Origin of the sequence: Demequina sediminis (genome assembly GCF_039545075.1) — a bacterium.
Taxonomy (GTDB): domain Bacteria; phylum Actinomycetota; class Actinomycetes; order Actinomycetales; family Demequinaceae; genus Demequina; species Demequina sediminis.
Genome location: NZ_BAABRR010000007.1, coordinates 55,842 through 78,295 on the forward strand (window position 1 = coordinate 55,842; position 22,454 = coordinate 78,295).

General features: G+C 70.8%; 18 protein-coding genes. 13 read left to right on the top strand and 5 right to left on the bottom strand.

The window, feature by feature from the left end; genetic code table 11:
• Positions 1–56: 56 nt before the first annotated feature.
• On the bottom strand, positions 57–2,207 hold the full coding sequence (gene glgX / locus ABEA62_RS07720; RefSeq protein WP_345379454.1) for a glycogen debranching protein GlgX: 2,151 nt from the start codon (positions 2,205–2,207) through the stop codon (positions 57–59).
• Between the two features lie 85 nt (positions 2,208–2,292).
• On the opposite strand from glgX, the gene ABEA62_RS07725 reads away from it, so the two are divergent.
• Together ABEA62_RS07725 and ABEA62_RS07730 are read left to right on the top strand one after the other, a co-directional pair.
• On the top strand, positions 2,293–3,081 hold the full coding sequence (locus ABEA62_RS07725; RefSeq protein ID WP_286215320.1) for an electron transfer flavoprotein subunit beta/FixA family protein: 789 nt from the start codon (positions 2,293–2,295) through the stop codon (positions 3,079–3,081).
• Positions 3,078–4,031 (top strand): electron transfer flavoprotein subunit alpha/FixB family protein, encoded by a 954-nt coding sequence (locus ABEA62_RS07730; protein ID WP_286215321.1) that lies wholly within the window; start codon positions 3,078–3,080, stop codon positions 4,029–4,031. The genes ABEA62_RS07725 and ABEA62_RS07730 overlap by 4 nt, the downstream gene beginning before the upstream one ends.
• 12 nt (positions 4,032–4,043) lie before the next feature.
• Here ABEA62_RS07730 and ABEA62_RS07735 read toward each other — a convergent pair whose 3' ends face one another.
• Positions 4,044–4,871 (bottom strand): oxidoreductase, encoded by an 828-nt coding sequence (locus ABEA62_RS07735; RefSeq protein WP_286215322.1) that lies wholly within the window; start codon positions 4,869–4,871, stop codon positions 4,044–4,046.
• A 187-nt stretch (positions 4,872–5,058) separates the two neighbouring features.
• Here ABEA62_RS07735 and ABEA62_RS07740 point away from each other — a divergent pair, with 187 nt between their 5' ends.
• The 3 genes from ABEA62_RS07740 (at position 5,059) to mnmA (ending at position 10,659) form a co-directional block, all read left to right on the top strand.
• Complete coding sequence (locus tag ABEA62_RS07740; protein WP_345379458.1) at positions 5,059–8,334, top strand: ExeM/NucH family extracellular endonuclease; 3,276 nt, start codon at positions 5,059–5,061, stop codon at positions 8,332–8,334.
• Between the two features lie 70 nt (positions 8,335–8,404).
• Positions 8,405–9,547: a cysteine desulfurase family protein gene (locus ABEA62_RS07745; RefSeq protein ID WP_286215327.1), complete on the top strand. Its 1,143-nt coding sequence runs from the start codon at positions 8,405–8,407 to the stop codon at positions 9,545–9,547.
• A gap of 23 nt (positions 9,548–9,570) precedes the next feature.
• Positions 9,571–10,659: a tRNA 2-thiouridine(34) synthase MnmA gene (gene mnmA, locus ABEA62_RS07750; protein ID WP_286215329.1), complete on the top strand. Its 1,089-nt coding sequence runs from the start codon at positions 9,571–9,573 to the stop codon at positions 10,657–10,659.
• Between the two features lie 8 nt (positions 10,660–10,667).
• On the opposite strand, the gene ABEA62_RS07755 is transcribed toward mnmA, so the two are convergent.
• Positions 10,668–11,084 (bottom strand): hypothetical protein, encoded by a 417-nt coding sequence (locus ABEA62_RS07755; RefSeq protein WP_286215331.1) that lies wholly within the window; start codon positions 11,082–11,084, stop codon positions 10,668–10,670.
• 216 nt (positions 11,085–11,300) lie between these two features.
• Here ABEA62_RS07755 and ABEA62_RS07760 point away from each other — a divergent pair, with 216 nt between their 5' ends.
• The 4 genes from ABEA62_RS07760 to ABEA62_RS07775 all read left to right on the top strand — a co-directional run bounded on the left by ABEA62_RS07760 (position 11,301) and on the right by ABEA62_RS07775 (position 15,706).
• On the top strand, positions 11,301–12,638 hold the full coding sequence (locus tag ABEA62_RS07760) for an ABC transporter substrate-binding protein (RefSeq protein WP_286215332.1): 1,338 nt from the start codon (positions 11,301–11,303) through the stop codon (positions 12,636–12,638).
• An 88-nt stretch (positions 12,639–12,726) separates the two neighbouring features.
• Positions 12,727–13,734: a carbohydrate ABC transporter permease gene (locus ABEA62_RS07765; protein WP_425557998.1), complete on the top strand. Its 1,008-nt coding sequence runs from the start codon at positions 12,727–12,729 to the stop codon at positions 13,732–13,734.
• A gap of 56 nt (positions 13,735–13,790) precedes the next feature.
• Entirely contained in the window at positions 13,791–14,609 is an 819-nt protein-coding gene (locus ABEA62_RS07770) for a carbohydrate ABC transporter permease (protein ID WP_345379572.1), read from the top strand.
• A 56-nt stretch (positions 14,610–14,665) separates the two neighbouring features.
• Entirely contained in the window at positions 14,666–15,706 is a 1,041-nt protein-coding gene (locus ABEA62_RS07775) for a LacI family DNA-binding transcriptional regulator (protein ID WP_345379463.1), read from the top strand.
• 69 nt (positions 15,707–15,775) lie between these two features.
• Here the strand turns inward: ABEA62_RS07775 and ABEA62_RS07780 are convergent, their stop codons facing one another.
• Both ABEA62_RS07780 and ABEA62_RS07785 read right to left on the bottom strand, forming a co-directional pair.
• The gene (locus ABEA62_RS07780; protein WP_345379465.1) at positions 15,776–16,222 is read right to left on the bottom strand and encodes an Hsp20/alpha crystallin family protein; all 447 of its coding nucleotides are present in this window, start codon (positions 16,220–16,222) and stop codon (positions 15,776–15,778) included.
• A 167-nt stretch (positions 16,223–16,389) separates the two neighbouring features.
• Positions 16,390–17,094 (bottom strand): YoaK family protein, encoded by a 705-nt coding sequence (locus ABEA62_RS07785; RefSeq protein WP_286215335.1) that lies wholly within the window; start codon positions 17,092–17,094, stop codon positions 16,390–16,392.
• 102 nt (positions 17,095–17,196) lie between these two features.
• Between ABEA62_RS07785 and ABEA62_RS07790 the strand changes: the two genes are divergently transcribed.
• The 4 genes from ABEA62_RS07790 (at position 17,197) to ABEA62_RS07805 (ending at position 22,446) form a co-directional block, all read left to right on the top strand.
• Positions 17,197–18,285 carry an acetamidase/formamidase family protein gene (locus tag ABEA62_RS07790; protein ID WP_345379468.1) on the top strand — a complete coding sequence of 363 codons (1,089 nt, stop codon included), beginning with the start codon at positions 17,197–17,199 and terminating at the stop codon, positions 18,283–18,285.
• Positions 18,282–19,862 (top strand): AtzH-like domain-containing protein, encoded by a 1,581-nt coding sequence (locus ABEA62_RS07795; protein ID WP_345379470.1) that lies wholly within the window; start codon positions 18,282–18,284, stop codon positions 19,860–19,862. The genes ABEA62_RS07790 and ABEA62_RS07795 overlap by 4 nt, the downstream gene beginning before the upstream one ends.
• A gap of 74 nt (positions 19,863–19,936) precedes the next feature.
• Complete coding sequence (locus ABEA62_RS07800; RefSeq protein ID WP_345379472.1) at positions 19,937–21,178, top strand: pyridoxal-phosphate-dependent aminotransferase family protein; 1,242 nt, start codon at positions 19,937–19,939, stop codon at positions 21,176–21,178.
• Positions 21,175–22,446: an allantoate amidohydrolase gene (locus ABEA62_RS07805; protein WP_286215340.1), complete on the top strand. Its 1,272-nt coding sequence runs from the start codon at positions 21,175–21,177 to the stop codon at positions 22,444–22,446. Before ABEA62_RS07800 ends, ABEA62_RS07805 begins: the two co-directional genes overlap by 4 nt.
• The last annotated feature ends 8 nt before the right edge of the window (positions 22,447–22,454 follow it).

Consider the following 22,454-nt stretch of genomic DNA (forward strand, 5'->3'; position numbering starts at 1 on the left):
CACGGCCTGTGTCGTCTCTGGGGTGCGAGGGGACGATGCCCCCGCGGGGGCGTCGCTCAGCCCTGGGGGCGCGTGAGGTACAGCCTGAGCGACAGCGCCCCGAGCTGCTGAACCGCTCCGGGTGCGACCTCGACGTCGGGGCGCTCGGCGAGCGAGTCCCACGCGCTGTCCCACGCAAGGTGCCACGGCGCGCCCTGGTCCTCGGGGATGGTGACCTCGATGTCCCTGTTCGCGCCGTTCACGACCACCAGGGCATCGGCCTCCGTGGGAATCGACAGCGAACGCATGAACTGCACCACGCGCGTCTCGGGATCCTCCCACCAGTCCTCGTCCTCGTGCTCGCCGTCGACGCGGAACCAGGCGGAGTCCGCGCGGAACTGCGCGTCGGTGGGGTCCTCGTCGACGCCGTCATAGAAGCGTCCCGGCCGGAGCACGCGGTGCGCACGGCGCAAGCGAATCAGCTCCGCGATCGACTCGCGCAGGTTCACCTGCCACTCGTCGTGGTTCCAGTCGAACCACGAGATCTCGTTGTCCTGGCAGTAGGCGTTGTTGTTTCCGCCCTGCGAGCGGCCAAACTCGTCGCCGCCCAGCAGCATGGGGGTGCCGGCGGAAATGAGCAGCGTGCCCAGCAGGTTGCGCAGCGAGCGTCGCCGCGCGTGCAGGATCTCGGGGTCGTCCGTGTCGCCCTCGACGCCGTGGTTGAACGAGCGGTTGTTGTCCGTGCCGTCGCGGTTGTCCTCGCCATTGGCCTCGTTGTGCTTCTGGTGATACGCCGTGAGGTCGTGGGCCGTGAAGCCGTCGTGGGCCGTGACGAAGTTGACGGACGCGATCGGCCCGCGCATGCCGTAGGGCTCCGAATGTCCGAACAGGTCGGACGAGCCAGCGATGCGGGTGGCGAGCTCGGGCGCGGTGGGGTGGTGGCGCTGGCCGGACTGGGCGGCGCCCCACTGCAGCCAGAACGAGCGTGTGTAGTCGCGAAAGCGGTCGTTCCACTCGGACATGGGCTGCGGGAAGTTGCCCACCTGCCAGCCGCCCAGACCGATGTCCCAGGGCTCGGCGATGAGCTTGAGGCCGCCGAGCACGGGGTCCGTCGTGAGGCCCACCAGGAAGGGGTGGTCGGTCGAGAAGCCCTGCATGGTGCGGCCCAGCGTCGCGGCGAGGTCGAAGCGGAAGCCGTCGACGCGCATCTCAGTGGCCCAGTAGCGCAGCGAGTCGAGCGCCATCTTCACCACGACGGGGCGCGAGAAGTCGAGCGTGTTGCCGGTGCCGGTCGTGTCGTCGTAGTGCTGGGGTGCGTGCGGCTGGCTGCGGTAGTACGCGTGGTTGTCGAGCCCCTTCCACGACAGCACGCGGTCCGAGCTCGATCCCTCCGCGGTGTGGTTGTAGACCACGTCGAGGATCACCTCGAGGCCCCCCTGGTGGAGGAGGTCGACCATGCCGCAGAACTCGTCCTGCACGGCCTGCGCGCCGGCCTCTCGGGCGGCACGCGTGGCATAGGCGGCGTGCGGCGCGAAGAAGCCGAGCGTCGAGTATCCCCAGTACGAGCTGAGGCCAGCGTGATCGAGGTGCGGCTCGGATGCGAAGGCGTGAATGGGCAGCAGCTCGACGGCGGTGATGCCCAGCGACGTCAGGTACTCGATCGCGGCCGGGTGGGCGAGGCCCGCATAGGTGCCCTGCAGGTCGTCGGGCACGCCCGGCATCGTCTTCGTGAGGCCCTTGACGTGCGTCTCGTAGATGACCGTGTCCGTCCACGGCACTCGCGGGTGGGGAGTCTGCCAGGGCCCGGACGGCTTCTCGGTGACCACCGAGCGCGGCATGAGCGGAGCGGAGTCCGTCGAGTCCCGCGAGCTCAGCAGCGCGCGCGAGGCGGGGTCCGTCATGGGGGCAAGATCGCCCTCGATGCCGCGGCCATACGGGTCGAGCAGCAGCTTGGCGGGGTTGTACCGGTGGCCCTGCTTCGGCAGCCACGGCCCGGTCGCCCGGAAGCCATAGCGCTGTCCCGCGCGGACGTCCGGCACCAGAGCGTGCCAGATCCCGTTCTGGGGTCCGTGCAACGCGATCCTGGTCTCCGCGCCCGACTCATCGAAGAGGCAGAGGTGCATCGCGGTCGCGTGGGCCGCGAACACCGCGACGGTCGCTCCTCCCTCGACCAGGTGCACCCCGAGGCGATGGGGGTTGGGGGACGGCTCGACCGTGGAGGTGTTCATGTTCACATTGTCCTTGACGCCGCCATGGCGTGCCGCATTCCCGGTGCGGCGCGCCTCACACCCGTCGCACCCTAGGATTGCACCCATGCGCATCCTGGTGACGGTCAAGTTCGTCCCCGATCTGCAGTCGCAGCGCTCCTTCACGGACGGCGCGGTGACCCGCACGGGCGACGACGGCACGATGAACGAGCTCGACGAGAACGCGGTCGAGGCCGCGCTCCAACTCAAGGAGGCCGCGGGGGAGGGCGAGGTTTATGCCCTCACCGTGGGTGGGGACGATGCCGTGGCGGCGGTCCGCAAGGCCCTGCAGCTGGGCGTCGATCACGCGATCCACGTGTCCGACGCCGCGATCGCGGGCTCGGACGTGTTCGGCACCGCGAAGGTCATCGCCGCCGCGGTGCGCAAGGTGCACGCGGAGGCGCCGCTCGACCTTGTCATCACGGGAATGGCGGCCCTCGACGGACTCACGTCCATGCTGCCGACCGCCCTCGCGGCGGAGCTTGACTGGTCCCAGCTGACCCTCGCCTCGGGCCTCACGGTCGAGGACGGGACCGCGAGCATCGTCCGCCACCTGCCCGACGCTCACGAGACGCTCTCCGCGCCGCTGCCCGCCGTGGTGTCCGTCACGGACGAGGCCAACAAGCCGCGCTACCCCAACTTCAAGCTCATCATGGCCGCGCGCACCAAGCCCGTGACGACGTGGTCGCTCGCGGACCTCGGGGTGGATCCCGCGACCGTGGGCGCCGGCGCGGCGCGCACCGTCGTGGTCGACGCCTCGCCGCGGCCCCCGCGCGAGAACAGGGTCGTGGTCACGGACACCGGTGACGGCGGCACGCGACTCGCCGACTTCCTGATCGAGAGGGGCCTCGCATGAGCACGGTCGCAGTCCTGGTCGAGTCCCGCGAGGGAGTCGTGACGCAGCCCACGTTCGAGGCGCTCACGCTCGCGCGTTCGCTCGGCACCCCCGTCGCGGTGTGGTTGGGGTCCGCCCCCGAGCCCGCGGAGGTCGCGCGGCTGGGGATTTACGGCGCCACCGAGGTGCGCGTGGTGCCCACAGGGGACGATGCTCGGGTGGTGTCGCGTGCGGCCGCCGCCCTGGGTGCGGCCACCGCGGATGCCGCGATCGTCGTGCTCATCTCGACATTCGTCAACAAGGAGATCGCGACGCGCCTCGCGCTCGCGACCGGTGCGGGCGTGGTCGTCGACGCCGCGGGAGCCGAGCTGGTCGACGGTCGCGTCGAGACCCTGCAGACCGTCTTCGCGGCGACGTGGAACGTGCGCACGCGCATCGAGTCCGACGCGGCGATCGTGGGCATCCGACCCAACACGACGCAGGCCCAGGCGGCCGAGACTCCCGGCGCCGCGACCCTGGTGACGGTCGAGGCCGCTCTTCCCGAGACTCGCGAGGCGATCGTGGCCGTCGAGCCCGTGCCCGCGAGCGACGGCGTGCCGCTGGCCGAGGCCCCCGTGGTGGTCTCGGGCGGTCGCGGCACCGGCGGCGACTACACGCTGGTGCGCGAGCTCGCCGAACTGCTCGGCGGCGCGGTGGGCGCGTCCCGCGATGCGACCGACGAGGGATGGATCTCGCACGAGCACATGGTGGGCCAGACCGGCACCACCGTGACCCCCGCGCTGTACGTGGCGTGCGGCATCTCGGGCGCGGTCCACCACCGCGGCGGCATGCAGGCCTCGGGGACGATCGTCGCGGTCAACATCGACCCCGATGCGCCGATCTTCGAGATCGCCGACTTCGGCGTGGTGGGCGACCTGGGTGACGTGCTCCCGCAGGCGATCGCACGCATCGAGGACCACCGCAGGGGCTAGGAGCCGGGACGGTCAGTCCTCGCGGTCGATCCCGAGGGACAGGCCCTCCCAGCGGTCGACCTCCGCGCCCATTCGCGCCAACTTGGCCCTGGTCTGGGTGACCGCGTGGGCGCCGCAGATGAGGTGCAGCGGCGGCTCGGCCTCGTCGGCGAGCCGCAGCATCGCCTCGGCGACCGCCGCGGGTGACCCGGGCTGGCGACCGGGGAGCGCGTGAATGCGCTCCCAGAACGGCTCCATCACCGGGGCATAGTCGGGCAGCACGTCCTCGTTCTTGGCGCCGGATGGGATCCACTGCGAGCGGATGGGCCCGGGCTCGAGCAGCGTGACGCGGATGCCCAGGTGGGCGACCTCCGCCGCGAGTGCCTCCATGAATCCCGAGACCGCGAACTTCGACGCGCAGTAGTACCCCAGGCCGGCCGAGCCGCGCACGCCAGCGATCGATGACACCGTGAAGATGTGGCCGGATCGCTGCGCGCGGAGGTGGGGAAGCAGCGCGGTGGTGACCGCGGCGGCGCCCCAGAAGTTCGCGTCCATGACCTCGTGAGCGTCGGCGGAAGTCGACTCCTCGATGGTCGAGAAGTAGCCGATCCCCGCGTTGTTGACCAGCACGTCCACCCGGCCAAACCGCGCGATCGCGGCCTCGACCGCCGCCGCCACCGCGGCATCGTCCCTCACCTCGAGCGGGAGGGCGAGCACCGTGTCGGGGAAGCGGTCGACCAGCGCCGCGAGGGTGTCGGGCCGGCGCGCGGTGGCGACCACGCGGTGGCCGGCGGCCGCGGCGGCCTCGGCGGTCGCACGGCCGATTCCGGTCGAGCAGCCGGTGATGAACCAGACGGCCATGAGTCCTCCTACGACGGGTGTGGGACCACCGTAGCGCGGGGAAGGCGCCGCCTCCCGGGCCCCTCGTCACGCTTCGGAAATGTAGATGTCATCAAGATTTCACCCGGCAATCTCCCGCTTGCCATGGGCTTTCGGGCACCAGGTGTCTACGGTGGAGAGGTCCCCCTACCAGGTCGAAAGGTTCCCCATGCATCGCCGCATTCTCGCGCCAGGGTTGATCGCTGCCCTCGCCGTCTCCACGGTGGTCGCCGTGCCAGCCCAGGCCGCCACGACTGACCTCTTCATCTCCGAGTACGTCGAGGGATCCGCTAGCAACAAGGCCGTCGAGATCTACAACGGCACGGCCGATGCGGTCGACCTCAGCGCGTACACGCTCGAGCTGTACTCGAACGGCGCCGCGACCGCGTCCGTGACGACGCTGGCGGGCACGCTCGCGGCAGGCGACGTCCACGTCGTGGTCAACGGCTCCGCTGGCGCGGCGCTGGCGGCTCTCGGGGACCAGACGGGAGGCGCGACGAACTTCAACGGCGACGACGCCCTGATTCTGCGCCACGGCGAGACCGTCATCGACTCGTTCGGCCTGGTCGGAGTCGATCCCGGCACCGAGTGGACGGGCGGTGGGGCAGACGACACGCTGCGCCGCAAGGCCACCGTGTGCGAGGGCGACACCGTCACCTCCGACGCCTTCGACGTCGCGGTCGAGTGGGACTCCTTCGCGCAGGACACCTTCGACGGGCTGGGCGCGCACACGAGCACGTGCTCCGGCGAGCCGCCCGTGGACGTGCCGCCCACCGTGACGAGCATCGTCCCCGCGGACGGCGCCGTCGGCGTCCTGCCCGGCGTCGCCCCCGTGGTGACCTTCTCCGAGCCGGTCGCCGTCGATGACGCGTTCGCGCTGATCTGCGGCGAGGATGACCTCGCGCTGACCACGACCGGTGGGCCGACCGCCTACACGGTGACCCCGGCCGCCCCGCTCGAGGCGAACGCGGAGTGCACGTTCACCGTCGACGCCGGGCGGGTCACGGATGTCGATGGCGAGCCCGACCTGCTCGCTGCGAGCGCCTCCGCGACGTTCACGGTGCTGGGCGACCCGACCCCGATTTCCGCGGTGCAGGGCGCCACCGACACGAGCCCCCTTGCCGGCCAGACGGTCCTCATCGAGGGCGTCGTCGTCGGCGACTACGAGGGGCCGTCTCCCGCGCTGCGCGGCTTCTATGTCCAGTCCCGCGACGCGGACGCCGACGCGGATCCCGCGACGTCGGAGGGCATCTTTGTCTTCAACGGGAACGATGACTCGGTCACCCTGGGCGATGAGGTCGCCGTGGTGGGCGTGGTCGCCGAGTACCAGGGGCAGACCCAGCTGGGCTCGGTGAGCTCGATCGAGGTCCTCAGCCACGACGCCCCCGTGACTCCCGCCCAGGTGTCGCTGCCGTTCGCCGCCGCGACCGACGCCGAGGCGTTCGAGGGCATGAGCGTCGAGTTCGCCCAGCCGCTGTTCGTCACCGAGATGTACCTGCTGGGACGCTTCGGCGAAGTGACCGTGTCCGGCACCGCGCGCCTCGACCAGCCCACGGCCGTGGTCGCTCCCGGCGACGAGGCGAATGCGCTCCAGGCGCTCAACAACCTCAACAAGATCAAGGTCGACGACTCGCTCAACAGCCAGAACCCCGACCCGCTGGTGTTCGGGCGTGGGGGGCAGCCGCTGTCCGCGTCGAACACGCTGCGCGGCGGGGACACCGTCACCGGCCTCACGGGCGTCATGACGTACACGTGGGCGGGCAACTCCGCGTCGGGCAATGCGTGGCGCGTGCGTCCGGCCGCCGAGCTGCCCGACTTCGAGGCGGTCAACGAGCGTCCCACCGCCGCACCCGAGGTGGGCGGCGACGTCAAGGTCTCGGCCTTCAACGTGCTCAACTACTTCCTCACGCTTGACGAGGGCACCCCGGTGTGCGGCCCCGACGGCTTCGAGCAGGACTGCCGCGGCGCCGAGACGCCCGAGGAACTTGAGCGTCAGACCGCGAAGTTGGTCGCGGCCCTCGAGGCGCTCGATGCCGACGTGATCGGCATCATGGAGATGGAGAACTCGACCGGCGTGGAGCCCCTCGCGGCGCTCGCCGATGCCCTCAATGAGGCGATCGGTTCGGACGACTATTCGTACGTCGACACCGGCGTGGTGGGCACCGACACGATCCGCGTGGGCTTCCTCTACGACACCACGGCCGTCGCCGAGGTGGGCGACTTCGCGGTGCTGGACTCCGCGGTGGACCCCCGCTTCGACGACGACCGCAACCGTCCCTCGATCGCGCAGACCTTCGAGGAGAGCGCGACAGGCGAGACCTTCACCGTGGTGGCCAACCACTGGAAGTCCAAGGGAAGCTGTGCGGCCTCGGGCCCCGATGCCGATCAGGGCGACGGTGCGAGCTGCTGGAACGCGACCCGCACGGCAGGCGCGGAGGCGCTGGTCGACTGGCTGGGCACGGACCCGACGGGAGTCGCCGACGAGGACGTCATCATCATGGGTGACCTCAACTCGTACGGCCAGGAGGACCCGATTCAGGTCCTGCGCGAGGCGGGTTACGTCGAGCTGGGCGGCGGGGACTACTCGTACGTCTTCGACGGCCAGTGGGGCTCGCTCGACTACGCGTTTGCCTCGTCCACGATGGCGGAGCAGGTGACGGACTCCGCTCACCTGCACATCAACGCGGACGAGCCCTCGGTGCTCGACTACAACACCAACTTCAAGTCCGCGTCGCAGATCGAGAGCCTCTTCGCCCCCGACATGTACCGCACGTCGGACCACGACCCGGTGCTGATCGGCCTCGACCTCACGGCGCCCGCCGCCCCCGAGTTCACGGACGTCTCCGCCGATCCCGCGTCGCCGCTGTACAGCGAGCACGCCGAGGCGATCGCGTGGATGGCGGCCGAGGGCATCTCGACGGGATGGGTCACCGAGGACGGAACCGAGTTCCGCCCGCTTGCTCACGCCAAGCGTGACGCGCTCGCGGCGTTCCTCTACCGCGCCGCGGGAGAGCCGGACTTCGACATGCCGGCCCAGTCGCCCTTCGTGGACGTGTCCTCGGACCCGTCGTCGCCGCACTACACGGAGCACTGGGAGGCCATCACGTGGATGGCGGTCACGGGCCTGTCGCAGGGCTACGAGACCGCCGCGGGGGTCGAGTACCGCCCCCTCAGCCGCGTGACCCGCGATGCCGTGGCATCGTTCCTCTACCGCGCGAACGGCGAGCCAGAGTTCGACATGCCCACGGAGGGGCCGTTCGTGGACGTGTCCGCCGACCCGGCCTCGTCGGTGTTCAGCGAGCACGCCGTCGCGATCGCCTGGATGGGTGAGACGGGTCTGTCGACGGGATGGGAGACGCCAGCCGGCGCCGAGTTCCGACCCGTGTCGCCCATCACGCGCGACGCGATCGCTGCCTTCCTGTTCCGCCTGGACGGGCTGCGCTAGCCAAGGCCGAGAGGACCGGGAGCGCCGCCGCCGTGGGAGACCACGGCGGCGGCGTTCCTACACTGGTCGGGTGACCTATCTCGACCACGCCGCGACCACGCCCCTGCGCGCGAGCGCCCGCGACGCCTGGCTCGCGGCGGTCGAGCACGAGGGCAACCCCTCCTCGAGTCATGCGCCGGGTCGGCGGGCACGCGCGATCGTCGAGGACGCGCGCGAGCGGATCGCCGCGGTCATGGGCGCCCATCCGACCGAGGTGATCCTCACCTCGGGCGCGACCGAGGCCGACAACCTCGCGATCGTGGGGCTTCACCGCGCGCGCGCGGCGGCGGGTCGCACCCGGCTCGTGAGCACCGCAATCGAGCACCACGCGGCGCTGGACCCCGCGAGGCGCCTCGCCGCGCGCGGAGAGGCGAAGCTCACGGAACTCGCGGTCGACGCTCACGGGATCATCACGGATCCGGCGGGGGAGTGGCTGTCCGAGGACGTCTCGGTGGTGTCCGTGATGTGGGCGAACAACGAGACCGGGGCGGTGCAGCCGCTCGAGGCGGTGGTCGATGCCGCGACGGACCACGGGGTGCCGGTGCACTCGGACGCCGTGCAGGCGGTGCCGTACCTGCCGGTGCGATTCGCGGAGTCGGGACTCACCTCGATGGCGGTGACGGCGCACAAGGTGGGCGGACCCGTCGGGGTGGGCGCGCTGCTCGTGCGCCGCGACGCGATGCTCGAGCCGCTGTTCCACGGAGGCAATCAGCAGCGCGTGCGTTCGGGCACCCTCGATGCTCCCGGCGCCGCGGCCTTCGCGGCGGCGCTTGCGGACGCCGCCGCCGAGCGGGCCAGCGAGGCGGACCGGCTCGCTGGCCTGCAGTGTGACCTGGTCGCGTGGGTCGAGTCGCTGCCTGGCGTGCGGCTCACGGGCCCGCGACCGGGACCGGGCCGGCTCCCCGGAATCGTCAGCGTGGTCGTCGAGGGTGCCCGCACCGAATCACTGCTCACCGTGCTCGACCTCTCCGGGATCGCCGTCTCGGGCGGGTCCGCGTGTGCCGCGGGGGTCCACCGCACCAGCCACGTGCTCGGCGCGATGGGACTGGCCGAGCGGGAGGCCGCCGGAGCGCTGCGGATCTCGATGGGACGCACCACCACGGCCGAGGACATCGCCGCCCTCAGGGGCGTCCTTCCCGACGCGATCGAGAGGGCGCGCGCCGCGGGGGCCTGACGCCGACCCCGTACCCTAGAACGATGCGAATTCTTGCGGCCCTGTCGGGTGGAGTGGACTCCGCCGTGGCCGCGGCGCGCGCGGTGGACGCCGGACACGACGTGGTCGGGGTGCACATGGCGCTCTCGCGCTCGCGGGCGGAGCACCGCAACGGCTCGCGCGGCTGCTGCTCGATCGAGGACGCGAACGACGCGCGCCGTGCCGCGGACAAGCTCGGCATCCCGTACTACGTGTGGGACCTGTCGGACGAGTTCCACGACACCGTCGTCAGCGACTTCCTCTCCGAATACGAGGCGGGACGCACCCCCAATCCGTGTGTGCGCTGCAACGAGCACATCAAGTTCGACACGCTGCTCGAGCGGGGGATCGCGCTGGGCTTCGACGCGGTGTGCACGGGCCACTATGCGCGCATCGAGCTGAGGGAGGACGGCGGACGCGAGCTCCATCGCGGCGCGGATCCCGCCAAGGATCAGTCCTATGTCCTGGCCGTGATGGGCCCCGAGCGCCTGGCGCGCGCGATGTTCCCGCTCGGCACCGCGACCTCCAAGGCCGAGGTCCGCGCGGAGGCCGTCGCACGCGGCCTCGGGGTCTCGAACAAGCCCGATTCCTACGACATCTGTTTTGTCGCGGACGGCGACACCGGCGGCTTTCTCCGGCGCGCGCTGGGCGAGCGTCCCGGCGAGATCGTCGACGAGACCGGCGAGGTCGTGGGCGAGCACACGGGCGCCTACGCGTTCACGGTGGGTCAGCGCAAGGGCCTGCGGCTGCCGAGGCCGGCCGCCGACGGCGCCCCGCGCTACGTCACGGGCATCGACACCGCGCGCAACGTGGTCACTGTCGGGCCCGAGCAACTCCTCAGCGTGAGCGAACTGGTCGGCGAGGACGTGGTGTGGCTCGCGCCGGACGTTGCGTCGGATCGCCCGACAGACTGCACGGTCCAGGTGAGGGCACACGGGGAGCCGGTGGCGGCGCGCGTCGAGCGTCGCGGTGAGCGCGTGGTGGCGGCGCTCGAGACGCCGATGCGAGGCGTGGCCGCCGGCCAGTCGCTGGTGGTCTACCAGGGGACTCGGGTCATCGGTCAGGCCACGCTGACGCGCGAGCCGCGACCGTGACCGGCCTGCTATGACGCCGGCTCGAGGTCCTCGTCCTGCACCAAGAAGACCTCGCCGAACTGGTTGAGCGTGCACCCCGACGGGATCTCGATCGCGTCGAGCGAGGCCGCAACGCCGCCTCCCGCCGCGATCACGTCGCCCGCGTTATAGTCGCGGCCCGCGTACCTCAGCGTCTCCGTGTCGGCATCCCACGAGGCTAGGTGGCGCGGGAACGCGGGCACGATGTCGCCCACGTAGAGGCACCCGTCCCGCAGCGTGAGCGGACCCTCGAGGAGCGCCTCCATCGCCGCCGAGGTGTCCCATTCGTAGCGTGCGAGGGGGACCGGGGGCGCGTCGAGGGCCAACGGATCCGGCGCGTCTGGCGCGCCGGGCGAGGCGCACGCGGCCAGGGTGGCGACGGCGGCGAAAAGGGCGATCGTGCGCATGGAACCAGGGTCCCACGGCGCGGCGGTGGCGACGATGCGCGGGTGGCACCCGGTGCCCGTTCGTAACGTTTCGGCTACGAAATGTCGCGGCGTGCTCGAAACGGTTTGACGTTCCGGCCATGGCGGCTCTAGGTTGATGGCGATGTCAGAGAGCGCTCTCTCAGAGAGAGCGCTCTCAGGATCATCGACCCACTAGACGGACACAAAGGAGTGAACGTGAGCTTCTCACGACGCAAGACCACACTCGGGTTCGCGGCCGGAGCCGCGACCCTTGCACTCGCTCTCGCGGGCTGCGGCAACTCGAGCGACCCGGAGGGCTCGTCTTCGGCTGCTCCCGGCGAGACCGGCTCGAACGACGAGCCCATTACGCTGACCCTCGCCACCTTCAACCAGTTCGGCTACTCCTCGGAGTCCGAGGGTGGTGGCGACTACATGTACGACCTCATCGCCGAGTACGAGGAGCTCAACCCGAACGTCGACGTGGTCTACAACGTCGCCGACACCTCCAACACCGCTCGCGAGAACTTCTTCACCAAGCTCGGCCCCGGCGGTCTTGCCGACGTCGAGGCCATCGAGGTCGACTGGCTGCCCGAGGCCATGCAGTACTCCGACCTGCTCGCCGACCTGACGAGCCCTGACGTCGATGGCCGCTGGCTGCAGTGGAAGACCGACGCGGCGACCGACAAGGACGGCCGTCTGATCGGCTACGGCACCGACATCGGCCCCGAGGCGATCTGCTACAACGTCGACGCAATCGAGGCCGCGGGCATGGATGCCTCGCGTGAGGCGATGACCGCTGCCATCGACGGCGACTGGGACAACTTCTTCGCGCTCGGCAAGCAGTACTCCGACGCGACGGGCAAGGGCTTCTACGAGGAGAACGCCGCCGTCCTGCAGGCCATGATCGGCCAGCTCGAGGCGCCCTACGAGGATCCGGCAACGGACGAGATCATCGCCCTCACCAACCCCGAGGTCAAGGAGATCTACGACACCCTGACCGCTGCCTCCGACGCCGGCATCTCCGCCGGTCTCCAGCAGTGGGGTGACGATTGGGCCGCAGGCATGGCCAACGGCGACTTCGCCGCGATGCCCTGCCCGTCCTGGATGCTCGGTGTCATCGCGGGTAACGCCCCCGAGGGCAACTGGGACATCGCCGACGCGTTCCCGAATGGCGGCGGCAACTGGGGCGGCTCGTACCTGACCGTTCCCGCCAACGGCGAGAACGTCGAGGCCGCGACCGCGCTCGCCGCGTGGCTGACTGCTCCCGAGCAGCAGGCCAAGGCCTTCGCGAACGTGGGTGCCTTCCCGAGCCAGCCCGAGGCCTCGGAGTCGGAGGCCGTCCAGGCCGCGACTAACGAGTTCTTCAACGACGCCCCGATCGGTCAGATCTTCACCACGCGCGCTGCCGCGGTGACGGTTGCCCCGTACAAGGGCCCCCACTACTTCCAGGTGAACGACGCCATGGTCAACGCGCTGCGTCGCGTCGACGAGGGCACGATGTCCGCCGCGGATTCGTGGGCGCAGTTCGAGGCTGACGTCCAGGCGATCGGCTAACACGCACGCGGTGCGGGCCGCCTCCCACGGGGGGCGGCCCGCACCCGTCGCATCGGCCCACTACCCCCCTCGACACAGGACTCGCCTCATGACCACCACCAAGCCGCACACCGAGGTCCCCACGCCTCGCGGCCCCGAGCGCCGACCGGCGCCGCTGACCATGCGTCAGCGAATGGGGCGCTGGGACGTCAAGTTTTCTCCGTACCTCTACATCGCGCCCTTCTGGATCGTCTTCGCGATCGTCGGGCTTTTCCCGATCTTCTACACGGCCGTCATCTCGTTCCAGGAATGGGACCTCGTGCGCAACACGGGCACGATGGTCGGCTTCGACAATTTCGCCTTCGTGCTCCAGGACCGCGAGTTCTGGCTGTCGCTGCGGAACACCTTCTCGATCTTCCTGCTGTCGTCGGTGCCGCAGCTCGTCGCCGCGACCTTCATCGCCGCGATGCTCGACAAGAACATCCGCGCCAAGACCTTCTGGCGCATGGGCGTGCTGCTGCCGTACGTGGTCGCTCCGGTCGCGGTCGCCCTGATCTTCTCGAACATGTTCGGAGACCGCTACGGCCTCATCAACTCGTTCCTCAACGACATCGGCCTCAGCTCGATCATGTGGCACGTCGACGTGATCCCCAGCCATGTCGCGATTGCCACCATGGTCAACTTCCGCTGGACGGGATACAACGCGTTGATCCTGCTCGCGGCGATGCAGGCCATCCCGCGCGACCTCTACGAGGCCGCCGCAATCGACGGTGCGGGAACGATGCGCCGCTTCTTCTCGGTGACCCTTCCGCAGATCCGGCCCACGATGATCTTCGTCATCATCACGTCGACCATCGGTGGCCTGCAGATCTTCGACGAGCCGCGCATGTTCGACACGAACGGCCAGGGTGGGTCCAACCACCAGTGGGAGACCATCGCGCTCTACCTCTACAACAAGGGCTGGGTTGACTTCGACTTTGGTCGTGCGGCGGCGGTGGCGTGGATCCTGTTCCTCATTATCATCGCCATCGGACTCCTCAACCTGTTCATTACCAGGCGCTTCATTGCCGGCGATGCCGGAGCGAGCACCAAGAAGTCCAAGAAGGTGACCAAGTGACCGCCCTCAGCACCCTGATCAAGCGCAAGTCGGGCGGCGCGAGCGCCGTCACCACGATGCGCCCTAGCTGGTTCGTCTACGCGGCCCTGGCCATCGTGCTTATCGCCTCCATGTTCCCTTTCTACTGGTCGTTCCTCATCGCCTCGGGTGACCGCTTCACGGTCAATGACCCGAATCTGTCGTGGTGGCCGGGGGGGAACTTCCTCGCAAACGCGGCGACCGTCATCAACAACCCTGCCGTGAACTTCTGGAAGGCGCTCAGCAACTCGATCATCGTGTCGACCGCCGTCTCCGTGTCGACGGTCGTGTTGTCGACTCTCGCCGGCTACGCCTTCGCGAAGCTCCGCTTCAAGGGCTCGGGGCCGCTGCTCATCGCGGTCGTGGCGACCATGGCGGTGCCGGTTCAGCTCGGCATCGTGCCGCTGTACATCCTCATGCAGCGCTTCGGATGGACCGGCAACATCGGCGCCGTGATCATCCCGGGCCTCGTGACGGCGTTCGGTGTGTTCTGGATGACGCAGTACATCCAGCAGTCGCTGCCCACCGAGCTCATCGAGGCGGCGCGCGTGGACGGCTGTTCGATGATCCGCACGTTCTGGCACGTGGGCCTTCCCGCCGCGCGACCTGCGGCCGCGATGCTGTTCCTCTTCACGTTCGTGACCTCGTGGAACAACTTCATGTGGCCGTACATCGTGCTCGACCAGCAGAGCCCGACCCTTCCCGTGTCGCTGTCGATTCTGCAGGCGAACTACTTCGTGGACTACTCGCTCGTGCTCGCGGGCGTGCTGTTGGCAACGGTGCCGCTGCTCCTCCTGTTCATGTTCGCCGGACGCCAGCTGGTGTCGGGCATCATGCAGGGCGCGGTGAAGGGCTAGGAGGGGATGCCTGTCGCCGTTGGCGGGCATGGGGTCATTTTCGAGATGATGGCCTCATGCCCGCCGATGAAGGTCAGCCCATGACGACCGTCGGGCGCGCCTCCGCGCCCACCCTCGAGCTGGTGGCCGCGCGCGCGGGGGTCTCGCGCGCCACCGTCTCGAGGGTGGTCAACGGGGCTCCGTCGGTGTCGCCGCCGATCGCCGAGGCCGTGCGTCGCGCGATTCAGGAGCTCGGCTACGTCCCCAACAGGGCCGCTCGTTCGCTCGTGAGCCAGCAGTCTCAGGCGATCGCGCTGGTCGCGCCCGAGGACGTCAACCGGTTCTTTGGGGATCTGTTCTTCGCGGAGATCGTCGCGGGCATCGACGCCCGTCTCGAGAACTCCGACTACGTGCTCAACCTGATGATCGCGAATCACGACCCCAGTGGGAAGACGATGCGCTACCTGGGTGGCGGCGCGGTCGACGGTGCGATCGTGGTGTCCCACCACACGTCCGACCGCTTCCTGCGACGCATCACCGAGTCCCTTCCCGTAGTCTTCGGTGGTCGCTCCGCGGTGGCGGGGCCCGACACATACGTGGTCGACGTCGACAACGTCGCGGGAGCCGAGACGGCGACCCGCCGCCTCATCGAGCGAGGCTGCCAGCGGATCGCGACCATCGCGGGCCCGCTCACGATGCAGGGCTCGATCGACCGCCTCACGGGCTGGCGTCGCGCCCTCGACGAGGCCGGGGTCGCGGCCGGTCCCGTGGTCGACGGTGACTTCACGATGTTCGGTGCCGCGCGCGCGATGAGGGAGATCCTCGAGTCGCGTGACAAGGTCGACGGCATCTTCGTCGCCTCCGACCTCATGGCCTCCGGCGCGCTACCCGTGCTGCTCGACCGTGGCATCCGGGTGCCCGAGGACGTCGCGATCGTGGGCTTCGACGACTCGAGCGCGGCGCTGTCGACGGGTGTGCGGCTCACCACCGTGCGCCAGCCGTCGCGGGAGATGGGCTGGCACATGGCCGACATCCTCATCGACGTGCTCGCGGGGCGGACGGATCGCGAGCACTCGCTCATCCTGCCCACCGAGCTCGTGGTGCGAGACTCGGCCTAGGCAGGCAGGGTTCCCGACTCTCATACGCGTGTGCCCCGGCGCCCGAGTGGGGCCGGGGCACACGTCGCGTTAGTCGGTGCTCACCGCGATGCGGCGCGGCTTGGCCGCCTCGGACTTGGCGACGGTGACGGTAAGCAGGCCGTCCTTGTAGGACGCCGTGACCTTGTCGGGGTCGACGCGGTCGGGCAGGCGCACCGCGCGGTGGAACCGGCCGAACCTGCGCTCGACGCGACGGAAGCCCTCGGCGTTCTTCTCGTCGTAGAAGTTGCGCTCGCCGGAGACCGTAAGGACGTTCTCCTCGAGCGACACGTCCACCTGGTCGGGCTTCACGCCGGGAAGCTCCACGTGCATCGTGAAGCCGTCCTCGGTCTCCTCGACGTCGAGGGCGGGGGAGAAGGCTCCCGACAGGGTCGTGTCGGTGTCTCCAAAGAACTGCTGGACGATGCGCTGGAAGTCGTCCGGCCACGGCGACGCGGCAGCGGCCGGAACGGAGCGACGGAGAATCTCTCGTGCCATGATCTGACCTCCTTGGAGGATCGGGTGGCCCGGTCGGGATGGCGCCCTCGCGGGCGAGCGGTGAAGCGCTCCGCCTCCAGGATAAGACTTGAGCGGCCTTCGCTCAAGTCAAGCGTTCCTCCTGGCACACGAAGTGTTTCTGCCGCCCGGCCGGCGCGGTAGGCGCGCTACTCCGTGTCGTAGGGCATGCGTCCGACCCGACCGGGGTGGGTTACGTGACCCAGCCATGCGACGACGAGCGTGATGATCGCGGACAGCGCCATGCCGGCCCCGATGTGCACATGGAGCAGCAGCGCGCCGGCGAGCGCGCCGAGCCCGATCAGCACGACCGCCCCCGCGCGCCGCTTCCACGGCTGCCCGCCTCCCGTGCCCAGCACCGAGTCTGACGCGAGGCCCGTGATGGTCGAGGTGACCACCACCGTGGTGACGTCCTTGACCGCGACGTGGCGCGCGGCGGCCGCCTGGCAGCCCATCGCGAGGCCCAGGGCGGCGGTGATCGAATACTGGAGCACGTGCCCCGGCTCCGCGACGAGTGCCGCGGGCACCGCCGCCAGCGCGATGATGATGCCGACCGCGACGAAGAGCACGGTGTGGCGCGCGGTCCACGCCGCCGCCGCGCCGCGCAGCGCGCGACCCCCAGCGGCCGCGCCCGCCATGAATCCGGCCAGCGCGATCAGGGGCCCCGCGACCGGCAGCCCGGTGTCGCCCGCGAGGGCCATGCCGAGGATCACCACGTTGCCCGTCATGTTGCCGGTGAAGACGCGGTCGAGGCCCAGGTAGCCGACCGCGTCGATGATGCCGGTCGAGAACGTCAGGGCGAGCATGAGCCCCAGGTGGGCGTTGGCGGGATTGCGGCGCATCCGGTCGAGCACGGGACCTCCGGGTGGGTGGGGCCCCGGCCGGGTCCGTTGACTGCGCCCGGGGCGGCTGTAGTCTCGGCCACAGACTAGGGCACACACATCACGGGAGGTCGCGTGGCCGACTACCAGGGCATACTTCAGCCCGGCGAGAACCTGGACGGTTCCGCCTACCTTCCCGCCGACGCGTCGACGGTGGGATGGGGCCGGCTGCCGCGACGCGGAGACGCGCCCGTGGTGACTCTCGACCCGGGTGACGAGATCACGATCGACACGGTGAGCCACGAGGGCCTGTTGCCCGATCAGGGGCAGGATCCGGCCGCGTTCTTCGGCGCTCACGGCGTGCCGAGGGAGCGCGTCCTGGACGACGCGATCGCGATCGCGGCGACCCGCACGCGCCGCGCAGAGGACGGCCCTCACGTGGTGAGCGGGCCCATCGCGGTGCGGGGCGCCCGGCCGGGCGACCTGCTCGCGATCACGCTGCTCGAGGCCACGCCGCGGGTCGACTACGGCGTGATTTCCAACCGCCACGGGCGCGGCGCGTTGGCTGGCGAGATGCCCGCCGGGCCGCACGACGTCAGCGTCTTCACGCCCATCTCCCTGGAGGCGGACGGAGAGTGGCGGGGCCGCCTCCCGCTCACCGAGGGCGGCGAGCGCGCGGTGTCCTTTCCGCTCGCGCCGTTCCTGGGCATCATGGGCGTCGCGACGGACACCGCCGAGCGCGCCCACTCGGTGCCCCCCGGTGCGCACGGCGGCAACGTCGACATCCGTCACCTCACTGAGGGCGCGACGCTCTACGTCCCCGTCCAGGTGCCCGACGCGCTCGCGTACGTGGGCGACCCGCACTTCGCGCAGGGCAACGGAGAGGTCGCGCTCACCGCGCTCGAGGCCTCGCTGCGGGTGCGCGTCCGGTTCGACCTTCTTGACGCGACCGATGCGGCACGCGAGTTCGGCACCCTCGCCGGTCCGCTCGCCGCCGATGCGACGCACCTCATGCCCACCGGCATTGACGCCGACCTCGACGAGGCCATGAGGGCCTGCGTGCGTCAGGCGATCGCCCTCCTGGGAGCCCGGTATGGCATGGCACCCCACCTGGCCTACGCGTATCTGTCGGCGGCCACCGACTTCGAGATCTCCCAGGTGGTCGACCTGGTGAGCGGCGTCCACGCGCGCATCCGTCGCGCCGACTTCGAGGAGGTCCTGTGACCCTTCCGTCCGTGACGGGCGACGCGCCCGAGGGCCTGGTCGAGGCCGTGCTCGCGTACGAGGCGGCGCTCGCGGCCGACGATCAGGAGGCGCTCGCGGCGTTCTTCGTGCCCGCGGCCGACACGCTGCGGGCCGACGCGAACGGGCTGCTCGTGGGCCACGACCGCATCACGGCCTTCCGGGGCCGCCGTGGAGGTGCGGGAGTGCGCGAGGTGCGCGAGCTGCGTGTTCACGTGCTCGGCGACGCCGCCGCCCACGTGGTCACCGTCAACGCCCCCGCCTCGGGAGGACGCGGAGCCGTCTCTCAGCTGTGGGTGAGAAACGAGTCCGCGGGCTGGCGCATCGCCGCCGCCCATGTCACCGCCCCCGCCCGTGCGATCGATCAGCGTGTGTGGCGTGTGGTCGGGGCGCCGTTGGTCGCGGGCGCTCCCGACGGGCCTCTCGCGGGGGAGACGGTCGCGGTCAAGGATCTCTTCGCGATCGCTGGCCACCGCATCGGGGTGGGCGTGCGTGCGTACCTCGCCGAGTCGCCGCTCGAGCACCGCACGGCCCCTGCGGTTGCCGCCCTGGTGGACGCGGGGGCTGACGTGGTCGGCATCGCGCAGACCGATCAGTTCGCGTACTCGATCGCCGGGCTCAACCCCGACTACGGCACGCCGGTGAACCCCGCCGTGCCCGGTGGGATCCCGGGCGGCTCCAGTTCGGGGCCCGCGAGCGCGGTCGCGCTCGGCCAGGCGAGCATCGGGCTCGGCACCGACACCGCCGGCTCGATCCGCGTCCCCGCGTCCTATCAGGGACTGTGGGGTCTGCGCCCGACCCACGGCGCGGTGTCGCTCGAGGGGGTGGCGCCGCTCGCTCCGCGCTACGACACGGTCGGTTGGCTGACGCGAGACGGGGGAACGATGCTGCGGGCGGCCCGCGTGGGACTGGCCGGGTCCGGCGCGGCGCGGCCCTCAGGTGGTCTGCGCGGCGGTGGCGCGCACACCGGCGACCTGGTCGCCGCGCCTGGCGCGATGGCGTCGTGCGCGGAGCCCGTGCGGGAGGCCTTCGACCGGGCCGTCGAGCGGCTGGTCGCGACCGGACGCGAGGTCGACGCCGTCGAGCTTCCCGCCCTCGACGAGCTGCTCATGACGTTCCGCGTCACGCAGTCCGCCGAGGCGTGGCGCTCCGACGGCGCGTGGGTCGACGCCCATCCGGGCGCGCTCGCCCCCGACGTTGCCGCGCGCTTCGCGTGGGCGCGCGACGTCACCCCCGAGCGCGAGGCGGCGGCCCTCGCCGACGCCGCGCGGCTCGCCGCCGCTCTCGATCACGCGCTCGGTGACGCCGTCCTGCTCATCCCCGCCGCGGCATCGGCCGCCCCGGCGCTCGACGCGCCCGATGCGGAACTCGAGGAACGACGCCAGGCGACGCTGGGCATGACCGCGATCGCTGGCATCGCGGGGCGGCCCGCGCTGTCCGTGCCGCTGCTCGTGACCCCGGAGGGTCCCGTGGGGCTGTGCCTCGTGGGGCCGAGGGGGAGTGATCTCGCGCTGGTCGAGCTCGGCCTCGAGCTCGAGGATCACCTGGCGCGCGCATGACGTCCCGCAATCCCCGCGTAACATCCGTGCGGCACACTGTGTAAGTCACACCAACATTTCGTGGGAGGCCAGCCATGCCCCTGCCCGGCCCGATCGACCCGCCGGCCCGACTCCTCATGGGCCCGGGGCCCATCACGGCCGACCCGCGCGTGCTGCGCGCGATGTCGGCCCAACTCGTGGGGCAATACGACCCGTACATGACCCAGGTCATGGCCGAGGTGCAGGAGCTGTATCGGGGGGTGTTCGAGACCGCCAACCCGCAGACGCTGCTCATCGATTCGACGGCGCGCGGAGCGATCGAGGCGGCGCTCGTGTCGATCGTGTCGCCGGGGGACAGGGTGCTCGTGCCCATCATGGGGCGCTTTGGTCACCTGCTCGCCGAGATCGCGGGCCGTAGCGGCGCCGAGGTCCACACGCTCGACGTCCCGTGGGGGCGCGTCGCCGAGATCGACGCGATCGCGGCGGCCATGGAGCGCGTGCGCCCGCGGGTCCTCGCGATGGTGCATGGCGACACGTCGACGACGATGATGCAGCCCTTCGAGGGGTTGCGCGAACTGTGCGACCGCTTCGACTGCCTGCTCTATGCCGACGTCACCGCGACGCTGGGCGGCAACCCGTTCCCCGTGGACGGCTGGGGAGTCGATGCGGCGACCGCGGGGCTCCAAAAGTGCTTGGGCGGGCCGTCCGGCTCTGCTCCCGCGACGTTCTCGCCGCGCGCCGTCGAGGCGATCGAGGCACGCCGGTCGATCGAGGCGGGCATCCGCGTCGAGGGGGACCCGGTGGCGGCGGCTCCCATCCGCTCGAACTACTTCGACCTCGCGATGATCTTCGACTACTGGGGGCCGCGCCGGCTCAATCACCACACCGAGGCCACCACGATGCTCTACGGCGCCCACGAGTGCGCGCGCCTCGTGCTTGACCAGGGACTGGCGGCGTACCAGGAGCGTCACGCCCTGCACGGGGCCGCGATGCTCGCCGGCGTCGAGGGGCTCGGCCTCGAGGTCTACGGCGATCGCGCACACAAGATGGCGAACATCGTCGGAGTGGTGATCCCCGAGGGCGTCGACGGCGAGGCCGTGCGCGGCGCGCTGCTCGAGGAGTGGGGCATCGAGATCGGCACCTCGTTCGGACCGCTCGCGGGCCGCGTGTGGAGGATCGGCACCATGGGCTACAACGCGCGCCGCGACGCCGTGCTCACGACGCTGGCCGCGCTCGAGGCGGTGCTGCGTGCGCAGGGCCATGCGGTGCCCACGGTCGGCGGTGTCGAGGCCGCAGGCGAGTGCTACGTGAACGCCGGCGACGGGTCGCCGGCGTGAAGAGGTCCCGCGCGCGGGGCGCGTCGCCCGCCGCGATCGCCGACGCGCGCGAGGCGCTGCGCCGCTGCGACCTGCTCGCCGGGGTCTCGGCTCGCGAGGGCGCGATCGAGCGCGTCTACCTGTCGCCCGAGCACGCCCGCGCCAACGCGATCGTGTCCGGGTGGATCGCGGACGCGGGGATGAGTGCCTGGCAGGACGCCGCGGGCAACGCGCGCGGCACGTACCCCGGCGCGACGCCGGACGCCCCCGTGCTGTTGCTGGGCTCGCACCTCGACACCGTTCCCGACGCGGGCCGCTACGACGGCATCCTGGGCGTGATGATCGCGCTCGCGGTGGTCGCGCGGCTATCCGCGCGCGGCGTGCGGCTTCCCTTCGGGATCGAGGTGCTGGGCTTTGCCGATGAGGAGGGCGCGAGGTTCGGCCGCACGCTGCTGGGCTCGTGCGCCGTCGCAGGCACGTGGGAGGAGGGCTGGCTCGAACTGCGGGACGACTCCGGCATCACCCTGCGCGACGCCCTCATCACCTTTGGGCTCGACCCCGACGCGGTCGCCACCGCCGCGCTCGACCCCGCGCGCGTCGTGGGCTATCTCGAGGCGCACATCGAGCAGGGGCCGCTGTTGCTCGACGCGGACCGGCCGCTCGGCGTCGTGTCGGGAATCATGGGGGCCAAGCGCTTCGACCTCGCGATGGACGGTCAGGCGGGACACGCGGGCGGGGTGCCGATGCGTCATCGCCGCGATGCACTGCTGGGCGCGGCGGCGACCGCGCTCGCGGTCGAACGGGTCGCGCTCGACGAGGGAGTGGTCGGCACGGTCGGAGAGCTGAGGGTGTTCCCCGGCGCCGCCAACGTCATCCCTGGCCGCGCGGAGTTCTCGCTCGACGTGCGCGCAGCGACGGACGCCCACCGCGACCGGGCGTGGGAGGCGATCCGCGCGCACGCTCTCGAGGCGGCGGGTGAACGGCGGCTCACCTTCACCGAGAACCTGCGCCATGTCGCGCGCGCGACCTCCTCCGAGCGCCGCCTCAGCGAGGCGATCGAGCACGGCATTCGCACCGCGACGGGCGAGGAGCGGCCGCTCGAGCTGCTGTCGAAGGCCGGTCACGACGCGATGGCGATCGCGTCCCTGACGTCCTACGCGATGCTGTTCGTGCGGTGCGGCAACGGCGGCGTGAGCCACCATCCCGACGAGTCCGTGACGCTCGAGGACGTCGCACTCGCGATCGACGCTTTCGAGGCGGCCGTGCTCGCGGTCGCCGACCGCGCGTGAGCGGAGTG